Below are 25,057 nucleotides of genomic sequence, written 5' to 3'. Positions count from 1 at the left end.
CTAGCCCTTCAGGTGTTCAAAATCTCTAATGTCAATTTTTTTAAATTGTTTAAAGATAGCTACCGCCAAAGCCAAACCCACGCCGGCTTCAGCTGCTGCGACAGTCATCACAAAAAACACCATCACCTGGCCATTGATGTCCCCCAAAAAGTGACTAAAGGCCACGAAAGACAAATTGACGCCATTTAACATCAACTCTATCCCCATCAACATCACAATCACATTTCGTCGAAGTAAAACGGTCAACATTCCCACAGTAAACAACACAGCCGACAACAAAAGGTACTGAACCAGACCGACCTGCGTTGCAAGTTCAAGATTTGGCATGGGTGCCTCCCTTCATTCGAGCCAATGCCACCGCTCCAATTGCAATAAGCAGCAACAGCAAGCCCAAAACCTCAAAGGCTAGCAGATATTTTGTAAACAACAAAATCCCGAGCTGCTTTGTGCTGGCGACCTGATGAGCCACCGTAGATGCAGGAATCGGCTCTAAGTCAAATAGCTCAACGCTTTGAACGGCCGCTCCCAAAACCATTCCTGCAAACAACCCCGCTGCAGAAATTTTCAAAAAGCCAGATAGTTTGCCCTTGGTGAAAGCGCTGTCCTCATTTTTTAAATCAAATAACATCAGCACCATGACAAACAGGACCATCACTGCTCCTGCGTAGACAACCAACTGGACGCCGGCAATAAAATAGGCCTGCAGTTGGAAAAACAAAAATGACAACCCAACCATCGACAGCGCTAAGTATAAGGCCGACATAATTGGATTTGATTCGAGCAATACCATTACAGAAAACAATGTAATGAGTGCTGCCAGACCATAGAAAACTAAATTACCAATATCCATAATTACTCCGTTAGAAAGAACGCGCCACAAGAACGACCACGGCCGTCAGCACCGTATTAAAAAGTGCCCACGGCAACATGCTCTTCCAGCCAAGATCCATCAATTGGTCATATCTAAACCGTGGCAGTGTCCAACGCACCCAAATAAACACCCAAAGAAAAAACAGCACCTTCACCAATAACACCAAATGATGGAACAAAGCGCTGAGGGCTGAAGCGGCATCTGGGCTCCAGCCATTCATTGCCAAATAGTCCACAACTTGCTGTGGCGCCACACCAGGAATTTGGTAACCACCAAAATAAAGGGTGGCCATCAATGCGGCCGAGACAAGCATATGTCCATACTCGCCTATATAAAACATCAACATTTTAAGGCCGCCGTACTCGGTATGGTAGCCGGCCACTAGCTCCGCTTCAGCCTCCGGTAAATCAAATGGCAAACGATTGGTCTCTGCAAATGTGGCGGCAAAAAATAATATGGCACCCAAGGGTTGATAGAAAATCCCCCAGTTGGGCAACCAACTAATCACGATTTGCTTTGACATAAATTCAAACGCGAGAGGACCCGCCTGCAACGCAATCATTTCTGAAAAATCAAATGTGTTATAAATAAGGAGCACACCCACCAAAGAAAGTCCCAAGGCCAACTCATAGCTGATAACTTGAGCAGAAGCTCGCAATGCTCCGAGCAAAGAATATTTGTTGGTAGATCCCCAACCCGCCATGAGCAGTCCATAAGCCGCCAAGGACGACGCCCCTAAAACAAAAACAATTCCAATGCCGATTTCAAATCCTTGAATGGGAAATCGGTATTCCCCCCACTCAACAGCTGGAGCTAAAGGGATTGCCGAAAATGCCAATGCCCCCGGTACCAAGGCAATAACGGGTGCGGCGTAAAAAATGAGTTGTCTGCCCTTTCCGGGAACAAACTCTTCTTTAAATAAAAACTTAACGGCATCTGCCAACAACTGCATTAAACCCAAAGGCCCAACGCGGTTCGGCCCCAACCGGTTTTGAATAAACGCCGATCCACGGCGCTCCACCCACACTAGCAACGGCACCAACTGAACCATCAACAAAAAGATGGCCACGAGCTTGATCACATTCACTGAAATCTCAAATAAATCGCCACCCATAGCTTATTCCCACTCTAAGGCTTTAGACTTGATCTCCCAAAAGAGACCAAAAATAAATATCAATAAAAACACCGCCATCGCCCCAAAAACATAAACGCCGTGCCCCTCAGCAATAAAATCGCCATAGGTTACGGCCCACGGATACATAAAAATAATCTCGATATCGAAAAGAATAAATAAAATGGCTGTTAGATAAAATTTCACTGGCATTTTCGAATGGCCACTAAGTTGCTCTTCAATGCCACACTCATAGGATGAAAGTTGAACTTTTGATTGCTTCAATTTCGGGCCGAGCTTAGCTGCTACAGTGACGAGCAAAATTCCAAATGCCGTAACTATGACCGTTAATACTATTATGGGGACCAATGAAATCATCGAAGACGCTCCCAACTCGTTGCTAAACAAACATGAAAAGCGCAAACCACCCCGATCTGCACTTATGGGCAAAAATACACGTAAGTCTTCTTATACAAATGGGATTCAGAGAAACCAAGAAAATAGAATGGAATCAACGAGATATGTTTCCGCCACCCACCTGAAATTATGCGGCGCGGTCCGCGTTATTAATTTGCATGCATCGAGTTAAAAACATAAGTCTAGTCCCCAACGGGGTCCACAACAGAAGTCCCGGCCAAGGGGGGCGTGCATCCCCCAGCAGCACATCCCGATGTGCTTGGCGTATCCGGGTTGCGGCACGCAGTGACGCAATCCGAAGACGACATGCGGCCACTCGGGCCGTGCTGCTGGGGGATGCACGCCCCCCTTGGCCGGGACTTCTGTTGTGGCCTTCTTTTACCGAAATCACGGAGATTTTTGATCATGGTCGACGTCAATGGCTTGAGGCTGACGGCACATTCAAAGTTAGACCGCGAATTTGCGAAGCGGGATGTTGCACATGCACTATTGGTGGGCACACAGTCTTGGTTCGCCTTGGCCGCCCTGCTTTCTGACCAACAATCCGAGGTTGTCCGCTCCCGCCCCAATCTTGCCGTTGTTTCCTTGGACGAAGACTTATTGAAACTGCAGGAAGCTCTGGAGTTTTTTGACCCTACCCTGCAAGTTCACATTTTGCCGGGATTTGATATGGACCTGTATTCGGGTCTGTATCCCAGTGCTCAAATTATTGGCGAACGAATGGGTTGGCTCAACGCCGCCCAAACGGCCCGGCCAGGCCAAATCTTTTTGGCGTCCGCATCGTCAATCATGCAAAAAACGTTGCCCTTTAAAATCTTGGCCAATCATCGGATTTTTTTAAAGAAGAACCAAACCCTGCCTAATGATTTTTCTCTGCATTTGTCGAAATTGGGCTATCGATCTGTGCCGTTGGTCGAAGATCTTGGCACGTTTAGTATTCGCGGTGGTATCATTGATGTTTTTTCACCCGCTCATCGCTACCCCGTTCGAATAGAACTGTTTGCCGATGACGTAGATTCTCTTAGATATTTTGATCCTGATACACAAAGAAGCCTTGAAGAGACTCCGACGTTGACTATCATTCCTCCTCGCGAAGCTATCTTTTCCGATGAAAACGTCCAAGCTGTCGCCCAAGGGTTTGCTGCCAGTGTCGTGGGGCGCGATGTTGACCCACATGAAATAAAAGACCTACAGCGGTCAATCTTGCAACAGCAATATTTTCACGGTGTAGATTTTTTGCTTCCTTATTTTTATTCGAATCTACAAAGCCCTACAGATCATTTTTCAGAACCCGTTAATGTTTGGTTATTAGACTCTATTGAAGTGCAGCACCAAAGTGATAGTCTTTTAGGCTCTCTCAAGTCTGAGTTCAATAAGCCTCACTCTATTCCGATTTGTGTAGACTATCAAAAAATCTTCGCTCCCTTTGATTCCATCGATATGCCTATCGATTCTCGGAAAATTTCCCTAATGAAAATTCACATTCAGGATGGCCCCACCCAGGATGCCGATCTTTCTCTGATTGATTTTCGAACTGCGGGCATGGACGAATTTCGAAAGGCCTGCTTGGGCTTCTCTCATAATTCAAGTGCTCTTGCTGAGTTTGTTGGCGAAAAAATCCGGGGCTGGAAACAAGAATCCCAAACTGTATTTGTCACATCTCATACTCTTAATCAATGCCAGAGACTTAAGCATCTCTTGGAAACTGCCGGCTTTGAACCGGAGATCTTGAAAGACGACGAGCATCTCTGGCAAGAATGGCAGCAACAACAACTTCAACAGGAAAAACTGATTCACATCATCCCTCGCGGAGTCGCCGCCAGTCAGCGGTTTATTGAAGACCACCTTATATTTTTGCGAGACGATGATTTTTTTGGACACAAAAGTCATCGTCGCCAATATAAATCACAAGGCACGCTCACACAACGAACACACGCTCTCAGTTTTGGCGATTTAAAGGTGGGAGACCTGATCGTACATAAACTGCACGGGGTCGGAATTTACGAAGGCCTCACCGTAATGCCCATTAATGGCGTCGACGCTGAGTTTATTCACCTTAGCTACAAAGACAACGATAAGCTCTACTTGCCTGTTTACCGTGTGGGACAAATTCAAAAGTACTCCGGCCCAGGATCTGCTCGGCTCGTAGATAAACTGGGTGGTACTGGCTGGGCCAAAGCCAAAACCAAGGTGAAGGCCAAGCTTCGTGATATGGCAGCAGAGCTATTGGATTTTTACGCCAAGCGTGCACAAGTAAAGCGCCCTTCATTTTCGGTACCCGATGAAGATTATTTGATGTTTGAAAATCAGTTTCCCTATGAAGAAACCGAAGACCAACTTAAGGTCATCGATGACATCCTCGGTGATATGACTCAAGACACCCCCATGGACAGACTTGTTTGCGGGGACGTGGGTTTTGGCAAAACTGAAATTGCGATGCGAGCGGCTTTCAAAGCGGTACAAGATGGACGACAAGTGGCCGTTATTGCGCCGACCACTATTTTAACCTTTCAGCACCTTGAAACTTTTAAGCGCCGCTTCCGGGGTTGGCCGGTTACCATTGAAGCTCTTAATCGGTTTGTCGATCGAGTGGACATAAAAAAGACCATCGACAATATGAAACTTGGCAAAGTTGATATTGTTATTGGAACTCATAGATTGTTGAGTAAAGACATCGGGTTTAAAGACCTTGGCTTACTCATTATAGATGAAGAACAAAAGTTTGGTGTTAAACACAAAGAACGAATCCGTCAGATCAAGACGGAAGTGGATACTTTGGCACTGTCAGCAACACCCATACCTCGCACGCTCAATCTCAGTCTTGTCGGTATTCGCGACTTGAGTATTATCAACACTCCTCCTGTTGATCGGTTACCCACTCGAACATTTGTTACAAAATTCGACAAAGAAACAATTAAGCGTGCCGTAGAAAGTGAGCTTGATCGAGGTGGGCAAGTATTTTTCTTGCACAATAAAGTGCAAAGCATTGATGCCATCGCTTCGGAATTGCGTGAGATACTCCCATCTGTGCGTATGGCTATTGCCCATGGCCAAATGAATGAGGGGCAACTTGAAAAAACAATGATAAAATTTTTCAATCATGACCTCGATATACTCGTATGCACAACCATTATTGAATCGGGGATGGATATTCCCCGAGCCAACACTATGTTTATCAACGACGCTCAACAATTTGGGTTAAGCCAATTGTACCAGCTTCGCGGACGTGTTGGCCGCAGCAAAGATCGAGCCTATTGTTATCTTTTAGTCCCTCCTCAAAAACGCTTGGACCCTGTGGCACAAGAACGCCTTAAAATAATTCAAGAAAATACAGCGTTGGGAAGCGGAATCAGAGTTGCCCAATACGATCTGGAACTAAGAGGCGCAGGGGACATACTGGGCGGACAGCAAAGTGGGCACATTAATGCCGTAGGATATGAGTTGTATTTGGAGCTTCTCGAAGAGGCCGTGCAAGAGAAAAAAGGCCTTGCGCCAACTGTGGATACCGTTGAACCCGAGATTAATTTGCCAATTGCGGCCCTTATTCCAGATGGCTACATTCCAGATATTAGAATTCGACTCTCCTATTACAAAGCATTGGCGGAAATTAACGATGACCACGACGTGGATGGAATTGAAGACGAGTTGCGAGATCAATTTGGCAAACCGCCGGAGTCAGTGATTAATCTGTTTGGTGTCATGTTGATTCGAAAAATGTGCCGAGATTTAGGAATAAAAGATTTAAGTGCTGGAAGAAATTCTATAGCACTGAGCTTCACAGAAGCTACCCCATTGCCTACAGATGAAGTTGTGCGTCTTGCTAGTCGCGAGAATAAAAAATACTCAATAGCTCCCGATAGTCGTTTTAAAATTCGAATGAACGAAATCACTTGGCCAAGAGTATTAGAAGAACTGCAGTACCTCACAAAACTGTGTTGATCTTAGTACTCTAAATCTAGACCCATATTTAGATGAATATCTGTGCTGAAGTCTGGATCGCGAGCCACAGATGAAGCTATGAAAGTCCGACCCTCCACATACAAAAATGTATTTTGTATGCCGTGTTCTATATGAGAATTAAATCCACCTATAGGGTCCATCCAGTCCAACTGAAACGCCATTCCCAAAGTGGCATAAGGAGCCATTTGTGTAACCCCTTTGAACGCGCGCGTGGCGTCTTCTTCTCCGAAAAACACGAAATATCCCCCTGCCGCAACATATGGCACAAAGTAGGGCTCGGGCCACACTGTATCGAAGGCCAATCTGCCGCCAACTCTCATTGGCTGTAGGGTTATGGTATAACCTGGATCAGGGTCTTGCGACTTTCGTTGGTAAAATCCAAAACCCAACTCTATACCCGCTGTGGCAAAACTATAATTTCTTCTAAAGAACATCTGAAACTCGGCCATGTTCGATGTGCCCACACCATAGAGATCTTGAAAACTTAGAGTTAGAAAGTCAGGTTCGTAGTTGATGGGCTGAAACTGGCTAAGACCAAAAGCGTAACTTACGCCTGTCTTTTTTCTTCTTTCTCTGTATTTAAAAAGCTCAATTTTTCTGGTCTCTGAATTGATGGATACCGGCTTTTGCTCTAATTCCACGAGGCCACGTTCGATTAATTCTTTATCTGAAAATTCCTTCGAATAAACCTCAAGTGATACAGAAAAAATTCCGAGTACTATGAGACTTTTGATCAACAGTTTTGTGTCCGGACAAAGGTGCATAGTTTAATTATACTGAATATTTTTAAAAACCTGTGTGGTAAATTTATAAAAATGCGGTTAGAGCTAAAAAAACTTTCCTTAGTCTTGCTCGGTTTAGGGCTTTTCGTCCCGGAGTTTTCCTATTCACGATCCCCGATTGTCCCTTCGACAAATGTCCAGTCCATTGACTCCACCATAAATAAAATGTCCTTAGAACAAAAAGTGGGACAACTCTTTATTTTTGGTTATGCCGGGTCCACAATGTCCCGAACGTTCAGCAACAAATTCAGATCCTATAAACCAGGCGGAATTATAGCTTTTAAGCGGAACATTAAGACTCCTGAACAAATCGCATCTCTAAATTTTGACTTGCAGAAGCTCTCCATAGACACCACTGGCCTTCCCGCTTTTATTATGGTCGATCAAGAAGGTGGCACAGTCACTCGCATTAAATCACGTCCAGCTCCGCCCAGCGCGCTGGCTATGGGTGAAGCTGACAACCCTGAACTAACGCAGAAAGTGGGCCTGCTCACCGGCAAAATCCTCGACACTTTGGGCTTTAATATGAATCTAGCCCCTGTTGTTGATCTATCAGATCCTTTTATCAACAATTTCATTGGCAACCGTGCATTTGGTCCCGACCCACAGGCGGTGAAGGTCATGGGCGAAAATTTTGCTCGCGGGCTGCAGGCCTCAGGTATTATACCCACCCTTAAACATTTTCCTGGTCACGGGGGCATCGTTCAGGACAGTCACCATACTATGCCTAAAAAACTCATTGGACTGGAAGAGCTAGAAAAATCGGACCTCGTACCCTTTGCTCACTTAGCCAATACAAAATTGCCTTCAGCAATAATGGTTGCTCACGTGGCTTTTCCTAACATTGACCCTTCTGGTCTGCCAGCCACCTATTCCAAAGTGCTAGTAGAACAAACGCTAAGGGGAAAGATGGGCTATGAAGGCCTGATCATCACTGACGATATTGAAATGACCGGGGCAGAAAAAATTCAGAGTGTTGGCGAGCGCGCTATTGCTGCCATTGAAGCCGGATGCGACATGATTATGGTGGCATGGCAGCCACGGCATCAAAAGGCGGCTGTGTCTGCTGTGGTAGATGCCGTAAAGGCTGGGCGCCTACCCATGGCCCGAATTGATCAGAGTGTTCGGCGAATAGTGGCCTTAAAAATGGGCCTGTCCGACAAAAAGCTTCCCGACCGCATCAATCCTAAGCAGCTGAAAATCGAAATGAATCGCTACCTCTCTGATTTAAAGTTAGTTACCAACGAAATCTCTGTGGCAAATATGGAGAAGTCTCTACGAGGTTATTCCTTCTACGAAAATAGTATCGATTCGTTGGTGCCACTTGTTGTGATGTCTGCGGATTACCAATTTTACACGTCTATTAAAAAATCAATTCCAAACCCAGTAGAATTCGTAGCCTTAAAAAGAGGGCAAAAAAACCGATTAGAATCTCTTTTAAACAAAAAACCACAAAGTCTTGGCATTTTTTACGTGACGGGAGTGGGAACAGCTCGGATCCTAAAAAATCTTGATCCTGAAATTAAAAACCGCATTTTCGTGATCAACTCATACCATCCAGCGGTGGTGGAAAACACCCGGCACTATCGTGCCGTGATAAATATAAATACTCGAAATTATAGCACGGGCCAATGGATTGCCAATTATCTGATCGAAAACGACCGATTGCCGGCGGAACAGAAAAAAAAAGTCCGAAAGATCAGCTATAAAAAACCATTAGCTGCCGACTAATCCATTAATTCCAAACGAGCTTGCGCCCGTTGTATTTTTCGCTGGAGACGCGTCATCTCTTCCACAGGTATATTGGCCATCATCAATCGATCTTGCGCCTCTTTGAACGCTTTTTCTGCTCGATGCTTATCAATTTCAGATGGCAGCTCAGCCGTATCGGCCAACACTTTAATTCCCGTCGGGTTCACTTCGCAATAGCCCCAACTTATTGAAGCTTTCCCAAAGTCCGTAGCACCCTTTTTTCGGTATCGCAAAATTCCCGCATGGAGCGTTGTCATCAATGGGGCATGCCCAGGCAAAATATTGAGTTCGCCTCGAAAGCCTGGAACAAGTACCTCATCCACTTCCAAATTCGTGATCAATTTTTTTTCTGGCGTGACCAACGTCAATGTAAACATAAATAATCGACCTTTATAGGTTATTCGCCTTTTCTAACGCTTCTTCAATCGTACCTACCAAGTAGAAGGCTTGTTCAGGAACGCTATCATGTTTACCATCAATAATTTCTCTGAAGCCTCTTACCGTATCTTTGATGTCCACATATCGACCTGGTAGTCCGGTAAATTGCTCCGCCACAAAGAACGGCTGCGACAAGAACTTCTGAGCTTTTCTGGCTCGTGCAACTACTAGTTTGTCGTCTTCACTCAACTCGTCCATACCCAAGATCGCAATAATATCTTGAAGTTCTCGATATCTTTGAAGAAGAGACTGAAGTTCTCGAGCCGTTTGGTAATGCTCCTCACCCACAATCTGGGGATCAAGAAGACGTGATGTTGAAGTCAATGGATGCACCGCTGGATAAATACCTAAGGCAGCGATGTCCCGGTCGAGGTTTGTCGTCGCATCCAAGTGAGTGAATGTGGTAGCCGGCGCTGGATCTGTATAGTCATCCGCAGGAACGTAAACAGCCTGAACTGACGTAATAGACCCTTTGTTTGTGGAAGTAATTCTCTCCTGCAAAGTACCCATTTCTGTCGAAAGCGTAGGCTGATATCCCACGGCAGATGGAATCCGACCCAAGAGAGCCGATACCTCGGCACCGGCTTGCGTAAATCGGAAAATATTATCAACGAACAAAAGAACGTCTTGTCCTTCTCGGTCGCGGAAGTATTCTGCTTGAGTCAAGGCCGTCAATGCCACTCGCGCCCGGGCTCCAGGTGGCTCGTTCATTTGTCCGAACACAAGTGCTGTTTTCTCAATAACTCCCGATTCGGTCATTTCGCGAAACAGGTCATTTCCTTCACGGGTTCTTTCTCCAACACCCGCAAAAACGGAATAACCACCGTGTTCTGTAGCAATGTTCCGAATTAATTCTTGAATTAAAACCGTCTTACCAACACCCGCACCACCGAATAAACCAATTTTACCACCCTTAGCGTAAGGGGCGAGAAGGTCTACCACTTTAATTCCAGTCATCAACATTTCAGCAGCGGTGGATTGATCTTCGAATTTGGGGGCCAATCTATGAATGGGCCAATATTCTTTAGCTGTAATATCACCCGCTTGATCCACTGGCTGTCCAGTGACGTTCATAATCCGACCAAGCACTTCATTTCCCACAGGAGTTGTGATCATGTTTCCTGTGTCTTCCACTTTCAAGCCTCTGACTAAACCATCTGTGGAGTCCATTGCGATCGTGCGTACAACTCGATCACCTAAGTGTTGCGCCACCTCTAAGACCAAGTTGCCTTCTTCCTTAGAAATAGATGGATTTGTTACCTTTAACGCATTAAAAATTCGCGGAACATCTCCACCTGTAAATTCCACGTCGACTACGGGACCCATTACTTGTTTTACTATACCTTGTGCCATTATTGCTCCTGCGTTTTTTATAGTGCCTCTGCACCACTCGTGATCTCTATTAGTTCTGTAGTGATCGCGGCCTGGCGTAATTTGTTATAAGTCAGAGTTAATTTTGAAATCATATCTTTAGCATTATTCGTTGCGTTCTCCATGGCCGTCATTCGAGCGGCATGTTCTGCGGCGACACTTTCACTCATGCACCGATAAACCTGGACAGCAAAATGCTTGTGCAACAGTTCGTCAATGATAGCTTCAGGTTGCGGTTCAAAAATCAAATCCGTGGCAAACTGATGCTCAGCTTCAGCAAAAGTCGACTGACTCACATCTACAGGCAGAAGCGTTTCTGTGACTAAATTCTGCGATATGGCCGACTTAAACTCGTTGTAAATAAATCGAATTTCATCGTATTGACCACCGGTGTAGGCTTTCATCAATTTTTCAGCCACCTGTGCCGCTTTCACATACGAAATGTCTTTTGCAAGATTCAGCATCACATCCACAGCGTTGAGGTCTTCCCTCTTAAAATAATCGGCCACTCTTTTGCCGATAAAGATGTAATCGAGTTGGTCGTATTTACCCTTATTCTTATTGTGCCAGTTTTCTACATAGCGGTTCACTGAGTTGTTAAAGGCACCACACAAGCCTCTATCGCTATTAATGACCACCAAAAGTATTCTTTTACTTTCGCTACTTTGACTGAGCAATGGATGGCTGATTCGATGGGTGGCTGCCACGTCAGCAATAACTGACAATATGCTTTGAGCATAGGGCCGCATGTGTTGGATATTTTCCTGCGCCCGTCTCAATTTAGCAGCCGATACCATCTTCATAGCCCGAGTGATTTGCTGGGTGTTTTTTACACTCGAGATGCGTTGCCGAATATCTTTTAAATTCGCCATGCCTAAACCTTATTGGGCTGTTGTGGACTTAAAGATCGCCTTAAATTCATCCAATGCCTCTCGCACGGAGTTTCTTATTTCTTCGGTGATCTTTTTTTCTTTTGCCACAGATTCTAGAACGCCCTTGTATTTTTGACCCATGAAATCAAGGAGCTCGCTTTCATACCGCTTAGAATCAAACACTGATATTCCGTCAAGGTACCCATGGGTGGCCGCAAAAATTAGTACGATCTGCTTTTCCACACGGTAAGGTGTGTATTGAGGCTGCTTTAAAATCTCTACTAGCCGCTGACCTCTGGCCAATTGAGCTTGAGTGGCCGCATCTAGATCGGATGCAAATGCAGCAAAGGCCTCTAGTTCACGAAACTGGGCTAGCTCCAATTTAAGAGAACCAGCTACTTGTTTCATGGCCTTAATTTGGGCAGCACCACCCACCCGTGATACCGACTTACCCATACTCACCGCTGGACGAATGCCTTTATAAAACAATTCTGATTCTAGAAAGATCTGTCCGTCGGTGATTGAAATCACATTCGTAGGAATGTAGGCAGAAATATCACCCGCTTGCGTTTCGATGATTGGCAAAGCCGTGAGTGAACCCGCCCCTTGCTCGTCACTCATCTTAGCTGCACGCTCCAGCAAACGCGAGTGAAGATAAAAAACGTCTCCAGGATAAGCCTCTCGACCTGGCGGTCGACGGAGCAACAATGATATCTGTCGGTAGGCCTGAGCTTGTTTTGTTAAGTCATCGTAAACTATTAATGCATGTCGACCTGAATCCCGAAAATATTCAGCCATGGCACATCCGGCAAATGGGGCCAAAAACTGAAGCGGTGCGGAGTCAGAGGCTGTTGCTGCTATAACCGTGGTATATTCCAGTGCGCCCGTTTGTCTCAATCTTTCCACAACTTGTGCCACTGTAGATTTCTTTTGACCAATAGCCACATAGAAACAGTGAACATTTTGGTCGGCTTGATTAATAATCGTATCAATTGCAATCGCGGTCTTTCCAGTTTGACGGTCGCCAATGATAAGTTCCCGCTGACCTCTTCCTATGGGAATCATCGAGTCAATCGCCTTAATGCCGGTTTGAAGTGGCTCATGCACAGGCTGACGAGCAATAATACCCGGGGCCTTTAACTCCACCTCACGAATGGCTTCTGCATCAATTGGTCCTTTGCCGTCGATGGGTTGCCCCAATGGATTTACCACCCGGCCCAAAAGTGCTTCGCCAACAGGAACCTGCACAATTTTTTTGGTGCGCTTGACAGTATCACCCTCTACGATTTCTCGGTCTTCACCAAGAATAACTACTCCCACTGAGTCCTGCTCTAGGTTTAATACCATTCCGAAGACGTCGTTAGGAAACTCTACGAGTTCACCCGCCATGACGTTTTCTAGACCGTATATACGAGCCACACCGTCACCAACGCTAAGAACTGTACCAGTTTCACTGACTTCTAAAGATTTTGTGTAATTTTTGATTTGATCTTTTAATACTCGACTGATCTCATCGGCGCGAATAGACATTTCCATAGCTAGTGAGCTCTCCTCTTTAATTCGTCTTTAAGTCTGTGCAAGTGCGACGTTAACGTGTCATCAAAAGTATAACTTCCCACTCGAGCAATGAGTCCCCCAATTAAATCGGAGTTCTCTTTATAGGTTAAAATCACTCTTTTTCCCGTTGCTTTAGATACAAACCGCTCAACCTCGGCCCGCTCGTCAGGATTTAGAACCGCTGCGCTCTCTACACTGCCACGAGTGACTCCATGGGCTTCATCATTTTTCGCCTGGAATGCAGCCATAATTTCGGAGTAAGCACCCAATCTATTTTTGCGAGCGAGCAAAAGTACAAATGACTTCACTGCCAGCGACAAGGTCTGACTTTCCAGGGCCTTGGCAATAGCGGATTCCTTATCTGTGGATTTAGTCAGTGGGTTTGTAATAAATTGATATACTGGCTGATCTTCCACAAACACCTTATTAAGAGCTAATAAATCTGAATAATATTGGTCCTGTTTGTTGTCTTCTGTTGCCAGATCAAACAATGCTGTGGCGTAACGAGCCGCTACTTCCGAATATCTCATTGAACCACCTGAATTTTTTCAACAAATTCACTTTGAAAACGCTTTTGTGCTGGGCCATCCACGGTTTTTTTTAACTGGGCTTCTGCTTCAGATACTGAAAGGTCAAGAAGATCCTCTCTCAAATGGGCTATGGCCCTATCCACTTCATATTGTGCAGACCGGTGGGCTTCCGTTTCTAATCGCAGCCCAAGATCTTTAGCATCATTTATAATTTGCCGTTTTAGCTCTTCCGCTTCACTTTGGACTCGCTGTAAATCAAGACCTGCGTTTTCCTCGAGCTTTGCCAATCGGTCTTTCACTTTTCTTTGTTTAGAATTGGCTTCATCAAGAGCCGATGACGCTCTTCTAACAAGAGTCGTGAACTGCTCTCGTCTTGCTTTAAAATGTTCGCCTATGAATTTTTTAGTTAAAAACGTAAGGCCCAGTATAACCAGTACCACGTTAACTAACTGTGGCAATATGAGTTCAGAAAAAGGGATATGAGCTGAAGCAGCCCAGGCAGGCGTCGCCACTATGGATAAGAATACCACCAAATACGTGCTTATTGATTTGCCTAACATGCCTACATTTCCTTGCCTGTGAGTTTTGCTACGATAGCCTGACTCACCTGTGGAGCTTCGGCCGCCATTGCGACCCGGGCTTTTTCCACCTCTTGAGCTACTTTTGTGCGCGTGTCTTCTACTATGGCTTTAGCACGAAGCCTGGCCTCCGCTACTAGTCGGTCGTGTTCATGCAAGGCCTCTGAACGGGATTGATCATAGATTCGCTTGTAGCTGTCACTAAATTTTCGGGCCTTTTCTTGATATACAGTTTCAAGTTCTTCAGTGGCGGCCACGATACGCTCAGCCTGGTCTTGGCTTCCCACTGTTCGGCTTTTTCTTTCCAAATAGGCTTGAAAATACGGCTTAAACAGCAGTTGGCTCAGAAACACGTACACCACGACAAATATCAAAAATTGTATTCCCGTGGTCGCATTAATGCCGAGAGATGCTAACAAATTTGCAAGCATAGATAGGATTCCTTGCGCAAAAATTTGGTAAGGGGGTACCCTTATCCGCGCAAAGGGTCAATCAGTTTTTAGGCATATAAGAGGCGCCTTCGAACACCACGCCCTCGTCAATTCGAAGACTTGGCGAAGTGACCGTGCCTTTGAATGCAGCCGGGGGATGCATGATAACACGACGTCGTGCAAAAATGTTTCCCTTCACTACTCCACTGATAATAACAGTGTCGGCTTCAATCTGGGCATCTATGCGGGCCCCAGGATTGATAACAAGGGTGTCATTTGTAAAGATCTCGCCCTTAAACTTACCGCCTATACGGACTGTTCCTTCAAAGGTCAATCGACCCTCAAAAGACGCTCCGTGGTCCAAAAGTGCTGTCACCTGCCCGGCTTCAATTTCTCGGGCGGCCTCGCCATTCAACTTCAATGTTTCCATGCGTCACGTATTTTATCTATAATGTTGTTTAACTCATCATCGGAGTAAAAATATACACCCACCTTGCCCTTACCTGCATTGTAGTCGATGGTGACTTTGGTTCCCATGATTTTTTGCAACTCAGCCTTGAGATTTTCCACTAGTTTTTCATGGGCCGGAGGTTGAGTGCTAAGGGCCGATTCAAAATCTGTTTGTTGCCTAAGACGCTGAATCAATTTCTCAGTGGCTCGAACGCTTAACTGACTTTTTATGACTTTTTTTGCCACCTTTTTTTGCTTCTTAGGATCAGTCAGTGCCAGCAAGACTTTTCCCAGGCCGAGGGACAGCCGCCCCTCAGATATATAATCTCGCACCTCCGGTGTCAGATTCAACAATCTTAAAAGATTGGCTACCGTCGCACGATCCTTGCCCACCTTGTCTGCCACTTGCTGTTGCGTGAGATCATACTCTGTCATCAACATGGAATAGGCTTCGGCTTCTTCAATGGGATTTAAATCTTGGCGCTGGATGTTTTCTATCAGAGCCAGCTCTAAGGCCTCTTGGTTTCCACTATCCTTAATAATTACAGGGACTTCCTTTAAGCCGCTGCGCTGGGCTGCTCGCCAGCGACGCTCTCCAGCAATGATCTCGAACATACCATTTTCGATTTTTCGAGCCACAATGGGTTGGAGAATTCCTTTTTCCTTAATGGAAGCCACAAGCTCATCAAGGTGTTCTTCCACAAATTGTTTACGCGGCTGATCTTTGTTTCCGCAAATATTCTCAATGGGCACATGCCAAATGCGAAGGTGATCCGGCACGTTGGGCCCTGGCGAAACGGGTTTTTCTAAAATCCCCTGCCTCAACGCAGGCTCCCTCGCCTCAGAAAAAGACACCTTATCCATTGCTGGGCTTGCCTTTGGAGCATCTTCAACACTGGGTGCTCCAAGTAAACTTCCTAATCCCCGACCAAGTGCAGCCTTTTTGGGGGCCTTCTTAACTGACTCTTGATTGTTAGACATGGATCTCTCCCTCACCGGCTGGTTTTTCAGGAATTTCTACGAAGTTTTCCTCATCTTGTTGCTGAAAACCCTCTGCAGCCTCACCTCTCACTCGCATATCCAGCTCTTTGGCTAGCTCAATGTACTTCTTTGCCCCTATGCTTTTAGGATCATAGGAGAAAATAGATTGTCCATGACTCGGCGCCTCACTCAACCTCACGTTTCGGGGAATGATTGCGTGAAATACCTTGTCTCCAAAATGGTTTTGAATCTCCGTGACAACCTGGTGACTAAGGTTGTTTCGCTTGTCAAACATAGTCAAAACTATGCCCTCAATCTTCAATTCAGGGTTGAGATTTTGCTTAATCAAACCCGCTGTATTGAGTAGCTGACTAAGCCCCTCCAAAGCATAGTATTCACACTGAAGCGGTACCAGGAAAGAGTTTGCAGCACTTAGTGCATTGACCGTGAGTAGTCCGAGCGAAGGTGGGCAATCGATGAGTACGTAGTCAAACTGACTACTCACAGAAGCAATGGCGCTGCGTAGGCGAAATTCTCTTTGTGGCATATCCACCAGTTCAATTTCTGCACCCACCAAGTCGGGGTTAGCGGGAGCTATATATAAGTTCTCCACGCCCGTAGACTGAACAACGTCCCCTAAGTTTTTTTCACCTATTAAAACATGGTAAATATTGTTCTCTTGATTATCATATCTCTTGATACCAATACCACTTGACGCATTGCCCTGCGGATCCATGTCTACAATTAGCACTCTGCGTCCAACCGTGGCCAAGGCTGCTGCCAAATTGACCGATGTGGTTGTTTTTCCCACCCCGCCTTTTTGATTGGCGATACAAATTGTCCTAGCCATAATGCCCTTCTCCTTGATGCCTACTTTCGCCGTTTGTTATCAACTTGGTTTTCCAAGTTTGACCTCGTCTTGTCTATTAATAGTCTCTCTTTTTTAATGGCCATTTCCACTCGCCCCAATTGAAGCTGGAAATGGTCGATTTCACCAACCCTTTGATTTGCAGCTCTGCCATAGAGGCTTGAGGCCTTGGCACCCAATAAACCCTCTATCGCAATGCCCTCCAATACGCCAAATTGGGGTCATCCAGAAAAAGCTAGTAGCGCACCGCAACAATAGACTCGATGCATTATTGTCTAGTTTTAATTGGTAACTGCTCAATGAGTTCATGAATTTACTCAAGCTTTCCCCCAAACATGCCGATTGTTCCACGTGGAACTTTGGGAGTCCAGAGAAATGATGAACCTATCAACTTTTAAAAACCTATGCGTCAGTATGATGTTGCTTTTCGCCATAAGTCTTCTCGGATGCAAAAGGGAACACTCTAATCCAGAACAGCTGGACCCCATCTACCGTGACCTCACGAAAGACCTCCGAACTGTCGAATCTACGCTCAAGGCTGAACGCAAAACCCTAGATACTCTAGAGGCCGAAATTAAAAAAGAAGGGGTGAGTAGCCTCGATCGCATCACCTTGCAAAAGGATGTGCGTCGGTCCCAGCTTAAAATTCAAGAACTGGAGCAACAATATAGGTATTTGGACATCCGGACAAATAGGAGGCGGGTAGAGGGGCGACGGAATTATAAAATTGCATTCAAAAAGGGAGAGGCTTGGCCAGATCCCAAAGAATATGAAGCCTACAAGACGAATATGGCTTTGCGAAATGCCTCACGGAACTGGAATACGCGTGTCCCAAAGCTCCATCAAAACAATCCCAACTACTCAAAAGTGATAACGCCGTCGGAAACTGCCACAGAAAACGCCAGCCACTAGAGCTACTGGGTAGTCACTGAAGCAGCACAACCCTTGTCTACATTGAATTTCCTCGTTTTGACTAGTATCCGGCTACTATTTGACTACTCAGAGTCGTCTGCACCCCGAAAAAAAAGTTGTTCCACGTGGAACAACCTTTTTTTGACTACTCTGACTATCCAACGCTGCCTATTCAACTAACTTTTTAGTTAAAACAATGGCCATTTGCGTGGTGCGGGTGGGTAGGGTGTAGGTGCCTACTAAACTTGGCTCCCAAAATGCACAAAGCTGACTGGGCATTTCTGCTATTTCTGTGGACCAATTCTCGCTTTTGAAGTGAAAATACTCGCAACCTTTGGAACAACAACTGCGAGCCGTCATCACGGCCCTCGAAACTGAGGCAAATCCCCTAGAAACAGCACAAGAAATGGACTGCGGGGCAAGCTCTTCAAACCGAACTGTTTGGATATCTACATTTTTGAGTTCCATTCGGCCAGCAATATGCCTCAGAAACTCCGACTTCCGACCATCTTTCTCAACCAATACAAACTGACGTTCCCGTGCCAAAAGGGCCATTACCAACCCCGGAAACCCATTTCCTGACCCAATATCATAGATTCTTTCATTTTTAGTGTGTTCTAACACTATTCTTCCACCCAAAATGCTATCCGCAAAGTGAATCAAGTCTGACTGAGCCTCTGTCCGAGGGGACACCAAGTTAATTCTTCCATTAAACCGAAGCAACTCGGCCTGAAAAACCCTTAGCCGCCCAACTAATTCATCTGGCAAATCAGGAAACCAACTGGCTATTCTCCATTCGACGCCATCAGGGCGGACATCCAAATCATCATCTTCTTTATCGCTCATTGAACCACCTGCTTTTGCTGAATCTGTACGCCTCTCATATAAACCATCAACGCCTGTACTGCCGACGGGTTCACGCCACTAATCCGCTGGGCCTGTCCCAATGTTTCTGGCCGTACCAATTCCAACTTCTCCACCTCTTCACTAGATAGCCCTCGCACCAGACGATAATTCAAACTTCGTGGAAGTCTCATAGACTCTAATTTCCGTGCCTGCTGCACCATTTCATTTTGCCGGCTGATATAACCAGAGTACTTCACCTCTATCTCAACGGCCTCATAAACCCGATCATCAGAATCTACTGCGATACCGAACTTTTCCAGGTCAAAACTCGAAATCTCGTTGCGTCGCAGCAACTCCTCGGCAGTAATAGGTTTTTGCAAAACGGCAGTCGGGATTTCTGCTAATTTTCTCTGGATTTCCTGATTGGGAACCAGCCGATGCTGCCGCAACTCACTCAATAAATTTCTCCGCCGACTCATCAATTCTTCGGCTTCAACAAACCTGTTTTGGCTCAATAATCCCGACTTATGTCCCAATTCGGCCAATCGCTCCAACGTATTATCCTCACGCAACACCAACCGATGCTCCGCCCGAGATGTCATCATACGATAGGGCTCTTTCGTTCCCTTTGTCACTAAATCATCAATCAAAACGCCAATATAGGCTTGGTCTCGGGACAGTACAAACTCTCCCATATCTTTCACACCCAAAGCCGCATTGGCGCCAGCTATTAAACCCTGAGCCGCGGCTTCTTCATATCCACTGGTCCCATTAATTTGACCCGCTAAATATAACCCACCAATCAATCGCGTCTCCAAACTGTGCCATATCTGAGTGGGTTCGATAAAATCATATTCCACTGCATATCCAGGTTTCAACATCCTTACGTTTTCCAAGCCCGGTATGGTTTTTAGGAACTGTTGCTGTACTTCCTCGGGAAGACTTGTCGAAATCCCCTGCAAGTAAATGGAGTTCGTATTTAAACCCTCAGGCTCTAAAAAACTTTGATGACGATCTCGATCCGAAAACCGGGTGATCTTATCCTCAATACTAGGACAGTATCGCGGTCCAATTCCTTCAATAGCACCAGAGAACATGGGTGACTTGTCTAAATTATTCCTAATGATTTCATGGGTTTGCTCATTAGTATAGGTCAGGTGACAAGCAATCTGTGGCAGCTTCAAATGCTTCGAGCTTAAAAAACTAAAGGGGATAAATCGAGCATCCCCATACTGCGGCTCTAATTTTCCCCAATTGATTGAATCTGCAGCCAGGCGGGGAGGGGTCCCGGTTTTTAATCTCGTTACCTTAAATCCAAAATCCCTTAACTGGTCAGATATGCCAATCGTAGATTTGTCACCAATTCGACCTCCATCTACTTTTCGAAGACCAAAATGCATCACGGCTCGCATAAATGTCCCCGTGGCCAACACCACAGCTCGCCCAATTATTTCAGAACCGTCTCTGGTGCGAACACCAACGCACCGATTGTTTTTCAAAATTAAGGAGGAAACTTCACCAGAGAATATTCTCAAATTATCAGCCTGAATCAGCACATCTTTCATATGCTGACTATATAAATCCTTATCACATTGTGCTCGAGACCCTCGTACTGCCGGCCCCTTTCGCCCATTGAGTCTTTTAAATTGGATGCAGGTCGCATCGGCAGCAAGAGCCATCTCACCACCCAGGGCATCAATTTCCCGAACCATATGCCCTTTTCCCAGGCCACCAATGGACGGATTACAGCTCATGTATCCGATACGATCCAAATTACTGGTCACCATCAGTGTACGGCAACCCAAGCGGCTCGCTGCCAATGCCGCCTCAATCCCGGCATGCCCAGCTCCTACTACGATCACATCAAAATTTTTATCATCATTTATATTCATGATAACTCTATTATTTTCCCAAACAAAATTCGTTAAACACACGATCCATCACTTCGTCGTCAAAGCGACGGCCCAATAACTCATTCAAACTTCTCAATGCTAACATTAACTCTTCCAGCACGAACTCAGGGCTTGCGTTTTTTTCCAACAGATCTATTGCCCGCTCCAAGGCTTGGTTCACTATCACGAGCTGTTCTTGATGTCGCGCTTGTAACACTATAGCCGAACCATCACTTTGTTCAGCGTGAGACATTCCATGCAAAAATTGTTTTATTTCATTAATGCCCTCACCACTTTTTGCACTCGCCAAAAAAATTCTATCTTCCGGTATCTCATCTAACCATGCCTTCAATGCCGAATTCATTTCCTTGCCAAAAACTTTGTCAACAGCCGCCTTGGCCGTCAGGCCCCCTTTAGCAGAACGCAAATCTGACTTATTGAAAATCAAACCCACCTCTTTACCGATGGCTAATTCCAACGCCCCCAGTAATTCAACGATGTTAGGTTCAGACAAATCAACAACAGCCAAAAGCACATCGCTATCAACAACCGCCTGGCGAGTTTTTTCTATTCCTATTTTTTCAACCAAGTCTTCGGTTTCTCGAAGGCCTGCAGTGTCTACAAACTGAATCGGCACACCCTCAATCGAAACTCTTTCACTGACAGTATCCCGAGTGGTACCTGGCAAATGCGTGACAATAGCCCTTTCATATCCAACAAGTGTATTTAGCAAACTGGATTTTCCCACATTAGGAGGCCCGACAAGAGCGACAACCAAACCATCTCTCACTATCTGGCCGGCTCGATAAGACTCTACTAAGGCACTCACTTTTAATTGGCTTTGGCACACCCCAGACAACAATGCACTTACGTCTGCGACTTCAATATCTTCCGAGGCAAAATCTATATTTGCCTCTAGGTGGGCCATCACCCATGTTAGGCTTTCTATTACTTCCTCAATGGAGCGAGACAGGTCCCCTTGCAACTGTCGAAGAGAAAGACGAGCCACTTTCGGATTCTGGCTCTCAATCAAAGACAGCACCGCCTCCGCTTGCATGAGATCAATACGCCCGTTCATAAAAGCACGGTAAGTGAATTCACCTCGATCCGCCAAACGAGCCCCTTGCCGCTGTATTAGCGTCAATACATCTTGACTGACCTGTTGCCCACCATGACATGACACCTCTACTGTTTGCTCACCGGTAAAAGACCGACCCTTTTCAAAATAGGTGACCAAAACCTCATCAATAGGTTCGTTATTTTCTGGATCTCTGATTACGCAATAATAAGCACGGTGTGACTCAGGCAATGAGGGCAAAGACGACGCCAAAGGACGAACCATATCCCATGCCCCTGCCCCAGAAACTCGCAATACGGCGATGCCACCTATTCCTGGAGCAGTAGAAAGCGCACAAACAGTATCGGCATCTCTATCTACATTAAACATTTACGAAGACATTTAGGCATGAGCCGACTCCGTTGCTCCATCCAAGCTGCTTTGACCTTTGATAGGATAAATCTTAATCTTTTTATACAAACCATCGCCCACGGAACGGCTCTTCACTCGGCCATCTTCTGCTAAATATTGGTGAACCACTTTTCGGTCACGAGGCGGCAACGCACGAAAGTACACAGGCTTACCCTTATCCACGGCCACGTCTTTAAGTTTTTCAGCCAACTCAAGTAGAGACTGCCGCGCTTCTTCTCGAAAACCACCACAATCCACGTTGATGTTTAAAATATCATCTGGGAACTGATGTTGAACGGCTCTACGCAAATAAAGTTGAAAGGCATCTAACAACTGGCCCTCTCGATCCTTGGCTAAACCTTCATCCTCTCCGAACAGCTCCACAAAAATATCACCAGTGTCCACATCTTTTTCCACTTCTACGGATAGCTCTAACCCAGAAAGATTCAAAATGCTCACCAAGGTGTTTTCTACCACACCTTCAGGGCTATTTTCCAACTTCTCTTCTTTTTTTCCGCCGAACAACTTGCCGAAAAATCCTGTCATCAATTTTCTCCTATTGTTATTTTTTATGCCTTCACCTTATCAGGCCGCATAAATACCATTTGCTGAAATACTCCAAACAAAGCGCTTACAAAAATATACAAAGTTAACCCGGCAGGTAACCCTGCCATGAAAAAGGCAAACACCACTGGCAACACCAACATCACTTTCGCCTGAGCGGGATCCATGGTACTTGGGGTAATCTTCTGTTGAACAAACATGGTCACGCCCATCATCACGGGCAAAATAAAATAAGGGTCCTTCAAACTTAAATCATGAATCCACAAACCAAATGGTGCTTGATACAACTCTATGCTTTGCCCTAACACCTGATAAAGAGCTATGAACACCGGAAACTGGATCAACATGGGCAAACAACCGCCTAAGGGATTGGCCTTGGCCTCTCTCATCAGCCTGACCATTTCTTCATTCAACTTTTGCTTGTCGTCCTTGTACTTTTCCCGGATCATTTTCATTTCGGGCTGTATCTTTTGCATGCCTTTCATAGATTTATAGGACATCAAGTTCGCCGGTAATACTAAGAGACGAACAACCACTGTAAGTAAAATAATAGAAAGTCCCCAATTACCAATGAAAGAGTAAAACCATTTCATTAGTTTCAAAATGTAAATACCAATTGAACTAAACCAACCCAAATCTATCATGTTGGCCATCGACCCATCGATGGATTCTAGAAGCCTCAATGATTTTGGCCCGGCAAAAGCTAAATACTCGTGATCAAATGCCGCTGTCTTGTTGATCCTGTTATAAAACAACGTTCCCTTAACCGTTTTGCTCCCTAAGTCGACCTTCGCCTTTAAATCTGGCAAGATTTGTGACTTATCAAGAACGGCCAGCGCAAAATACTGAGAAGACATTGATGCCAAATTAACTCGGGAGTAGTTTTCATTTGTTTCGTTTTTAAAATCTAAATGTTGCCGATCATGACTGCCGTCATATTCCACATACCAATCTTGTCGTTCAAAAGACGGCAACAGTGACGAAGACTCTGTCGGTTCTTCAAGTTGTTTATTTAAAGCTAACGTGACGCCCGAAAATGTTTCAGGAGCCGACTCCACTGACACCTTACTTTCCAACGTAAAGGTATCAGAATGAACTATCATCGTCTTAACTATGGTCATTCCACCCACTAGGGCTCGACCTGAAAACTGGTTGCTTTCTGTTCGTTCAATCGAAAAATCAATGGGGGTATTTCGTCCGATTATGTTTGTAGAAAACGGCAAATTTTCGGTGTCATTAACACCCACATTCACTGGGTTTCCGTGGCGATCTGAATACTGCTTTAATACTATATCCCGGAGACCCATTCCTTTAGAGGAGACTACAAAGGACCATTTTTCGTCATCAAATTTCAATGTCTTTTCGGAAGCCGCCGCCAAAGATTCGCCACCACCTGTATTCATCGTCACAACAGAACCCGATTCTGCTGCAGATTTTGTCGATTCAGACTTAGGAGCCGACGCATTTTCTGCCTGTTGTTCTGTGGTTTTTTGGCTCGTGGCTTCCTTTTGCGCGTGATAATCAGGGTACTTTTTTTGTTGATAGTAGGTCCAACCCACCCAGATCATTGTCACTATGGCTATAGCAAGTACTGTATTTTTATCTAAAAAATTTTGTCCACTCTGCGGTTGATTCATTTCAATGCTTCCTTCTTCTCTGGGACAGGATCATACCCATATGGACCAAATGGATGACATTTCGACAGCCGACGGGCGACCAGGTAGAATGCTTTACTTGGCTTTTGGCATTTAAATGCTGTTTCAGCATATTCAGAACAGCTTGGATAAAACCGGCAGTTGCCACCAAATATCGGGGACAAATACACTCGATAAAATTGAATCAAAGCAAGCGCTGAGCGCCTAATTAGATTCCGTATGATATCGTTCCAATTTTGAAAAGGCCCTATCGCAGGCTTCAAAGATCTGCTTTGAAGTGAGACTTCGATAGAACTCTTTTTCTCGTTTTCGAAATACAAAATTCACATCCAGGCTATAACAGGGGCCTTGCCTTTTTACACTCTCGCGGCACCATCTCTTGATTCGATTTCTAACCACCGCATTTCCTACATACTTCGGTACAGTCATCCCAAACTTCAGATGTCCGTTATCCCTTGATCTGTAGTTAATAAGTAGCCATGGTGTCGGGCAAAAGTGTTTGCCGTTCTTTTTGAGTTCTAAAAACTCGGAACGGCTTTTAATTGATATCGGCTTTTTATTTTCCACTAATTGAAACAGCTATTCGCTTTCGGCCTTTAGCGCGACGCCGCGCTAAAACATCACGTCCATCTTTTGTTTGCATACGTGAGCGGAAACCGTGAGTTCGTTTTCGGCTTTTATTGCTTGGCTGATATGTTCTTTTCATTAGAAATTCTCCAGTTTACGACTAAAAACAAGTAGTTACGTCTTT

Annotated in this window: 26 protein-coding genes; 3 read left to right on the top strand and 23 right to left on the bottom strand. The window is 45.3% G+C overall.

The features are described from left to right. From nuoK to ndhC, 4 genes are read right to left on the bottom strand one after another with little or no spacing between them, the layout of a single operon-like run. Entirely contained in the window at positions 1 to 327 is a 327-nt protein-coding gene (nuoK, locus tag H6626_11790) for an NADH-quinone oxidoreductase subunit NuoK (GenBank protein ID USN46870.1), read from the bottom strand. Next, on the bottom strand, positions 314 to 850 hold the full coding sequence (locus tag H6626_11785; GenBank protein ID USN46869.1) for an NADH-quinone oxidoreductase subunit J: 537 nt from the start codon (positions 848 to 850) through the stop codon (positions 314 to 316). The genes nuoK and H6626_11785 overlap by 14 nt, the downstream gene beginning before the upstream one ends. Before the next feature lie 10 nt (positions 851 to 860). Beyond that, positions 861 to 1,985, bottom strand: coding sequence for an NADH-quinone oxidoreductase subunit H (locus H6626_11780; GenBank protein ID USN46868.1), 1,125 nt, complete (start codon positions 1,983 to 1,985; stop codon positions 861 to 863). A gap of 3 nt (positions 1,986 to 1,988) precedes the next feature. Further along, complete coding sequence (gene ndhC, locus H6626_11775) at positions 1,989 to 2,360, bottom strand: NADH-quinone oxidoreductase subunit A (protein ID USN46867.1); 372 nt, start codon at positions 2,358 to 2,360, stop codon at positions 1,989 to 1,991. A gap of 444 nt (positions 2,361 to 2,804) precedes the next feature. Here ndhC and mfd point away from each other — a divergent pair, with 444 nt between their 5' ends. Further along, positions 2,805 to 6,338, top strand: coding sequence for a transcription-repair coupling factor (gene mfd / locus H6626_11770; GenBank protein USN46866.1), 3,534 nt, complete (start codon positions 2,805 to 2,807; stop codon positions 6,336 to 6,338). A 2-nt stretch (positions 6,339 to 6,340) separates the two neighbouring features. Here the strand turns inward: mfd and H6626_11765 are convergent, their stop codons facing one another. After that, positions 6,341 to 7,123, bottom strand: a complete 783-nt coding sequence (locus H6626_11765) for a hypothetical protein (protein ID USN46865.1) — start codon at positions 7,121 to 7,123, stop codon at positions 6,341 to 6,343. Positions 7,124 to 7,306: 183 nt separating this feature from the next. On the opposite strand from H6626_11765, the gene nagZ reads away from it, so the two are divergent. Then, entirely contained in the window at positions 7,307 to 8,872 is a 1,566-nt protein-coding gene (gene nagZ / locus H6626_11760; protein USN46864.1) for a beta-N-acetylhexosaminidase, read from the top strand. Here the strand turns inward: nagZ and atpC are convergent. The 10 genes from atpC to H6626_11710 form a co-directional block, all read right to left on the bottom strand. Continuing rightward, positions 8,869 to 9,270, bottom strand: coding sequence for an ATP synthase F1 subunit epsilon (gene atpC, locus H6626_11755; protein ID USN46863.1), 402 nt, complete (start codon positions 9,268 to 9,270; stop codon positions 8,869 to 8,871). The two genes, nagZ and atpC, sit on opposite strands and share 4 nt — an antisense overlap. A 13-nt stretch (positions 9,271 to 9,283) precedes the next feature. Next, positions 9,284 to 10,684 carry a F0F1 ATP synthase subunit beta gene (gene atpD / locus H6626_11750; protein ID USN46862.1) on the bottom strand — a complete coding sequence of 467 codons (1,401 nt, stop codon included), beginning with the start codon at positions 10,682 to 10,684 and terminating at the stop codon, positions 9,284 to 9,286. Positions 10,685 to 10,701: 17 nt separating this feature from the next. Continuing rightward, the gene (gene atpG / locus H6626_11745) at positions 10,702 to 11,574 is read right to left on the bottom strand and encodes an ATP synthase F1 subunit gamma (GenBank protein USN46861.1); all 873 of its coding nucleotides are present in this window, start codon (positions 11,572 to 11,574) and stop codon (positions 10,702 to 10,704) included. 9 nt (positions 11,575 to 11,583) lie between these two features. Then, a complete protein-coding gene (locus H6626_11740) occupies positions 11,584 to 13,110 on the bottom strand; it encodes a F0F1 ATP synthase subunit alpha (GenBank protein ID USN46860.1) in 1,527 nt (508 codons plus the stop codon). A 2-nt stretch (positions 13,111 to 13,112) separates the two neighbouring features. Beyond that, positions 13,113 to 13,661 (bottom strand): ATP synthase F1 subunit delta, encoded by a 549-nt coding sequence (atpH, locus tag H6626_11735; GenBank protein ID USN46859.1) that lies wholly within the window; start codon positions 13,659 to 13,661, stop codon positions 13,113 to 13,115. After that, positions 13,658 to 14,221: an ATP synthase F0 subunit B gene (locus H6626_11730; GenBank protein USN46858.1), complete on the bottom strand. Its 564-nt coding sequence runs from the start codon at positions 14,219 to 14,221 to the stop codon at positions 13,658 to 13,660. The genes atpH and H6626_11730 overlap by 4 nt, the downstream gene beginning before the upstream one ends. Before the next feature lie 2 nt (positions 14,222 to 14,223). Then, complete coding sequence (locus H6626_11725; protein USN46857.1) at positions 14,224 to 14,670, bottom strand: ATP synthase F0 subunit B; 447 nt, start codon at positions 14,668 to 14,670, stop codon at positions 14,224 to 14,226. Between the two features lie 61 nt (positions 14,671 to 14,731). Continuing rightward, positions 14,732 to 15,100: a polymer-forming cytoskeletal protein gene (locus H6626_11720; protein ID USN46856.1), complete on the bottom strand. Its 369-nt coding sequence runs from the start codon at positions 15,098 to 15,100 to the stop codon at positions 14,732 to 14,734. Further along, complete coding sequence (locus tag H6626_11715) at positions 15,088 to 16,101, bottom strand: ParB/RepB/Spo0J family partition protein (GenBank protein USN46855.1); 1,014 nt, start codon at positions 16,099 to 16,101, stop codon at positions 15,088 to 15,090. The genes H6626_11720 and H6626_11715 overlap by 13 nt, the downstream gene beginning before the upstream one ends. Beyond that, positions 16,094 to 16,951: a ParA family protein gene (locus tag H6626_11710; protein USN46854.1), complete on the bottom strand. Its 858-nt coding sequence runs from the start codon at positions 16,949 to 16,951 to the stop codon at positions 16,094 to 16,096. Before H6626_11710 ends, H6626_11715 begins: the two co-directional genes overlap by 8 nt. A 393-nt stretch (positions 16,952 to 17,344) precedes the next feature. On the opposite strand from H6626_11710, the gene H6626_11705 reads away from it, so the two are divergent. Then, the gene (locus tag H6626_11705; protein USN46853.1) at positions 17,345 to 17,881 is read left to right on the top strand and encodes a hypothetical protein; all 537 of its coding nucleotides are present in this window, start codon (positions 17,345 to 17,347) and stop codon (positions 17,879 to 17,881) included. A 168-nt stretch (positions 17,882 to 18,049) separates the two neighbouring features. Here the strand turns inward: H6626_11705 and rsmG are convergent, their stop codons facing one another. From rsmG to rpmH, 8 genes are read right to left on the bottom strand one after another with little or no spacing between them, the layout of a single operon-like run. Then, entirely contained in the window at positions 18,050 to 18,727 is a 678-nt protein-coding gene (rsmG, locus tag H6626_11700; protein USN46852.1) for a 16S rRNA (guanine(527)-N(7))-methyltransferase RsmG, read from the bottom strand. Beyond that, entirely contained in the window at positions 18,724 to 20,619 is a 1,896-nt protein-coding gene (gene mnmG, locus H6626_11695; protein ID USN46851.1) for a tRNA uridine-5-carboxymethylaminomethyl(34) synthesis enzyme MnmG, read from the bottom strand. Before mnmG ends, rsmG begins: the two co-directional genes overlap by 4 nt. Before the next feature lie 10 nt (positions 20,620 to 20,629). After that, the gene (gene mnmE / locus H6626_11690; GenBank protein USN46850.1) at positions 20,630 to 22,066 is read right to left on the bottom strand and encodes a tRNA uridine-5-carboxymethylaminomethyl(34) synthesis GTPase MnmE; all 1,437 of its coding nucleotides are present in this window, start codon (positions 22,064 to 22,066) and stop codon (positions 20,630 to 20,632) included. A 12-nt stretch (positions 22,067 to 22,078) separates the two neighbouring features. Then, complete coding sequence (locus H6626_11685; GenBank protein ID USN46849.1) at positions 22,079 to 22,633, bottom strand: hypothetical protein; 555 nt, start codon at positions 22,631 to 22,633, stop codon at positions 22,079 to 22,081. Between the two features lie 23 nt (positions 22,634 to 22,656). Then, a complete protein-coding gene (gene yidC, locus H6626_11680; GenBank protein USN46848.1) occupies positions 22,657 to 24,288 on the bottom strand; it encodes a membrane protein insertase YidC in 1,632 nt (543 codons plus the stop codon). Next, a complete protein-coding gene (yidD, locus tag H6626_11675) occupies positions 24,285 to 24,530 on the bottom strand; it encodes a membrane protein insertion efficiency factor YidD (protein ID USN49022.1) in 246 nt (81 codons plus the stop codon). The genes yidC and yidD overlap by 4 nt, the downstream gene beginning before the upstream one ends. After that, entirely contained in the window at positions 24,511 to 24,873 is a 363-nt protein-coding gene (gene rnpA / locus H6626_11670; protein ID USN46847.1) for a ribonuclease P protein component, read from the bottom strand. The genes yidD and rnpA overlap by 20 nt, the downstream gene beginning before the upstream one ends. Further along, a complete protein-coding gene (gene rpmH, locus H6626_11665; protein ID USN46846.1) occupies positions 24,863 to 25,012 on the bottom strand; it encodes a 50S ribosomal protein L34 in 150 nt (49 codons plus the stop codon). The genes rnpA and rpmH overlap by 11 nt, the downstream gene beginning before the upstream one ends. Positions 25,013 to 25,057: the final 45 nt, after the last annotated feature.

Source organism: Pseudobdellovibrionaceae bacterium, assembly GCA_023898385.1.
Lineage (GTDB): Bacteria > Bdellovibrionota > Bdellovibrionia > Bdellovibrionales > UBA1609.
This window is presented reverse-complemented; position numbering and strand designations above follow the sequence as displayed.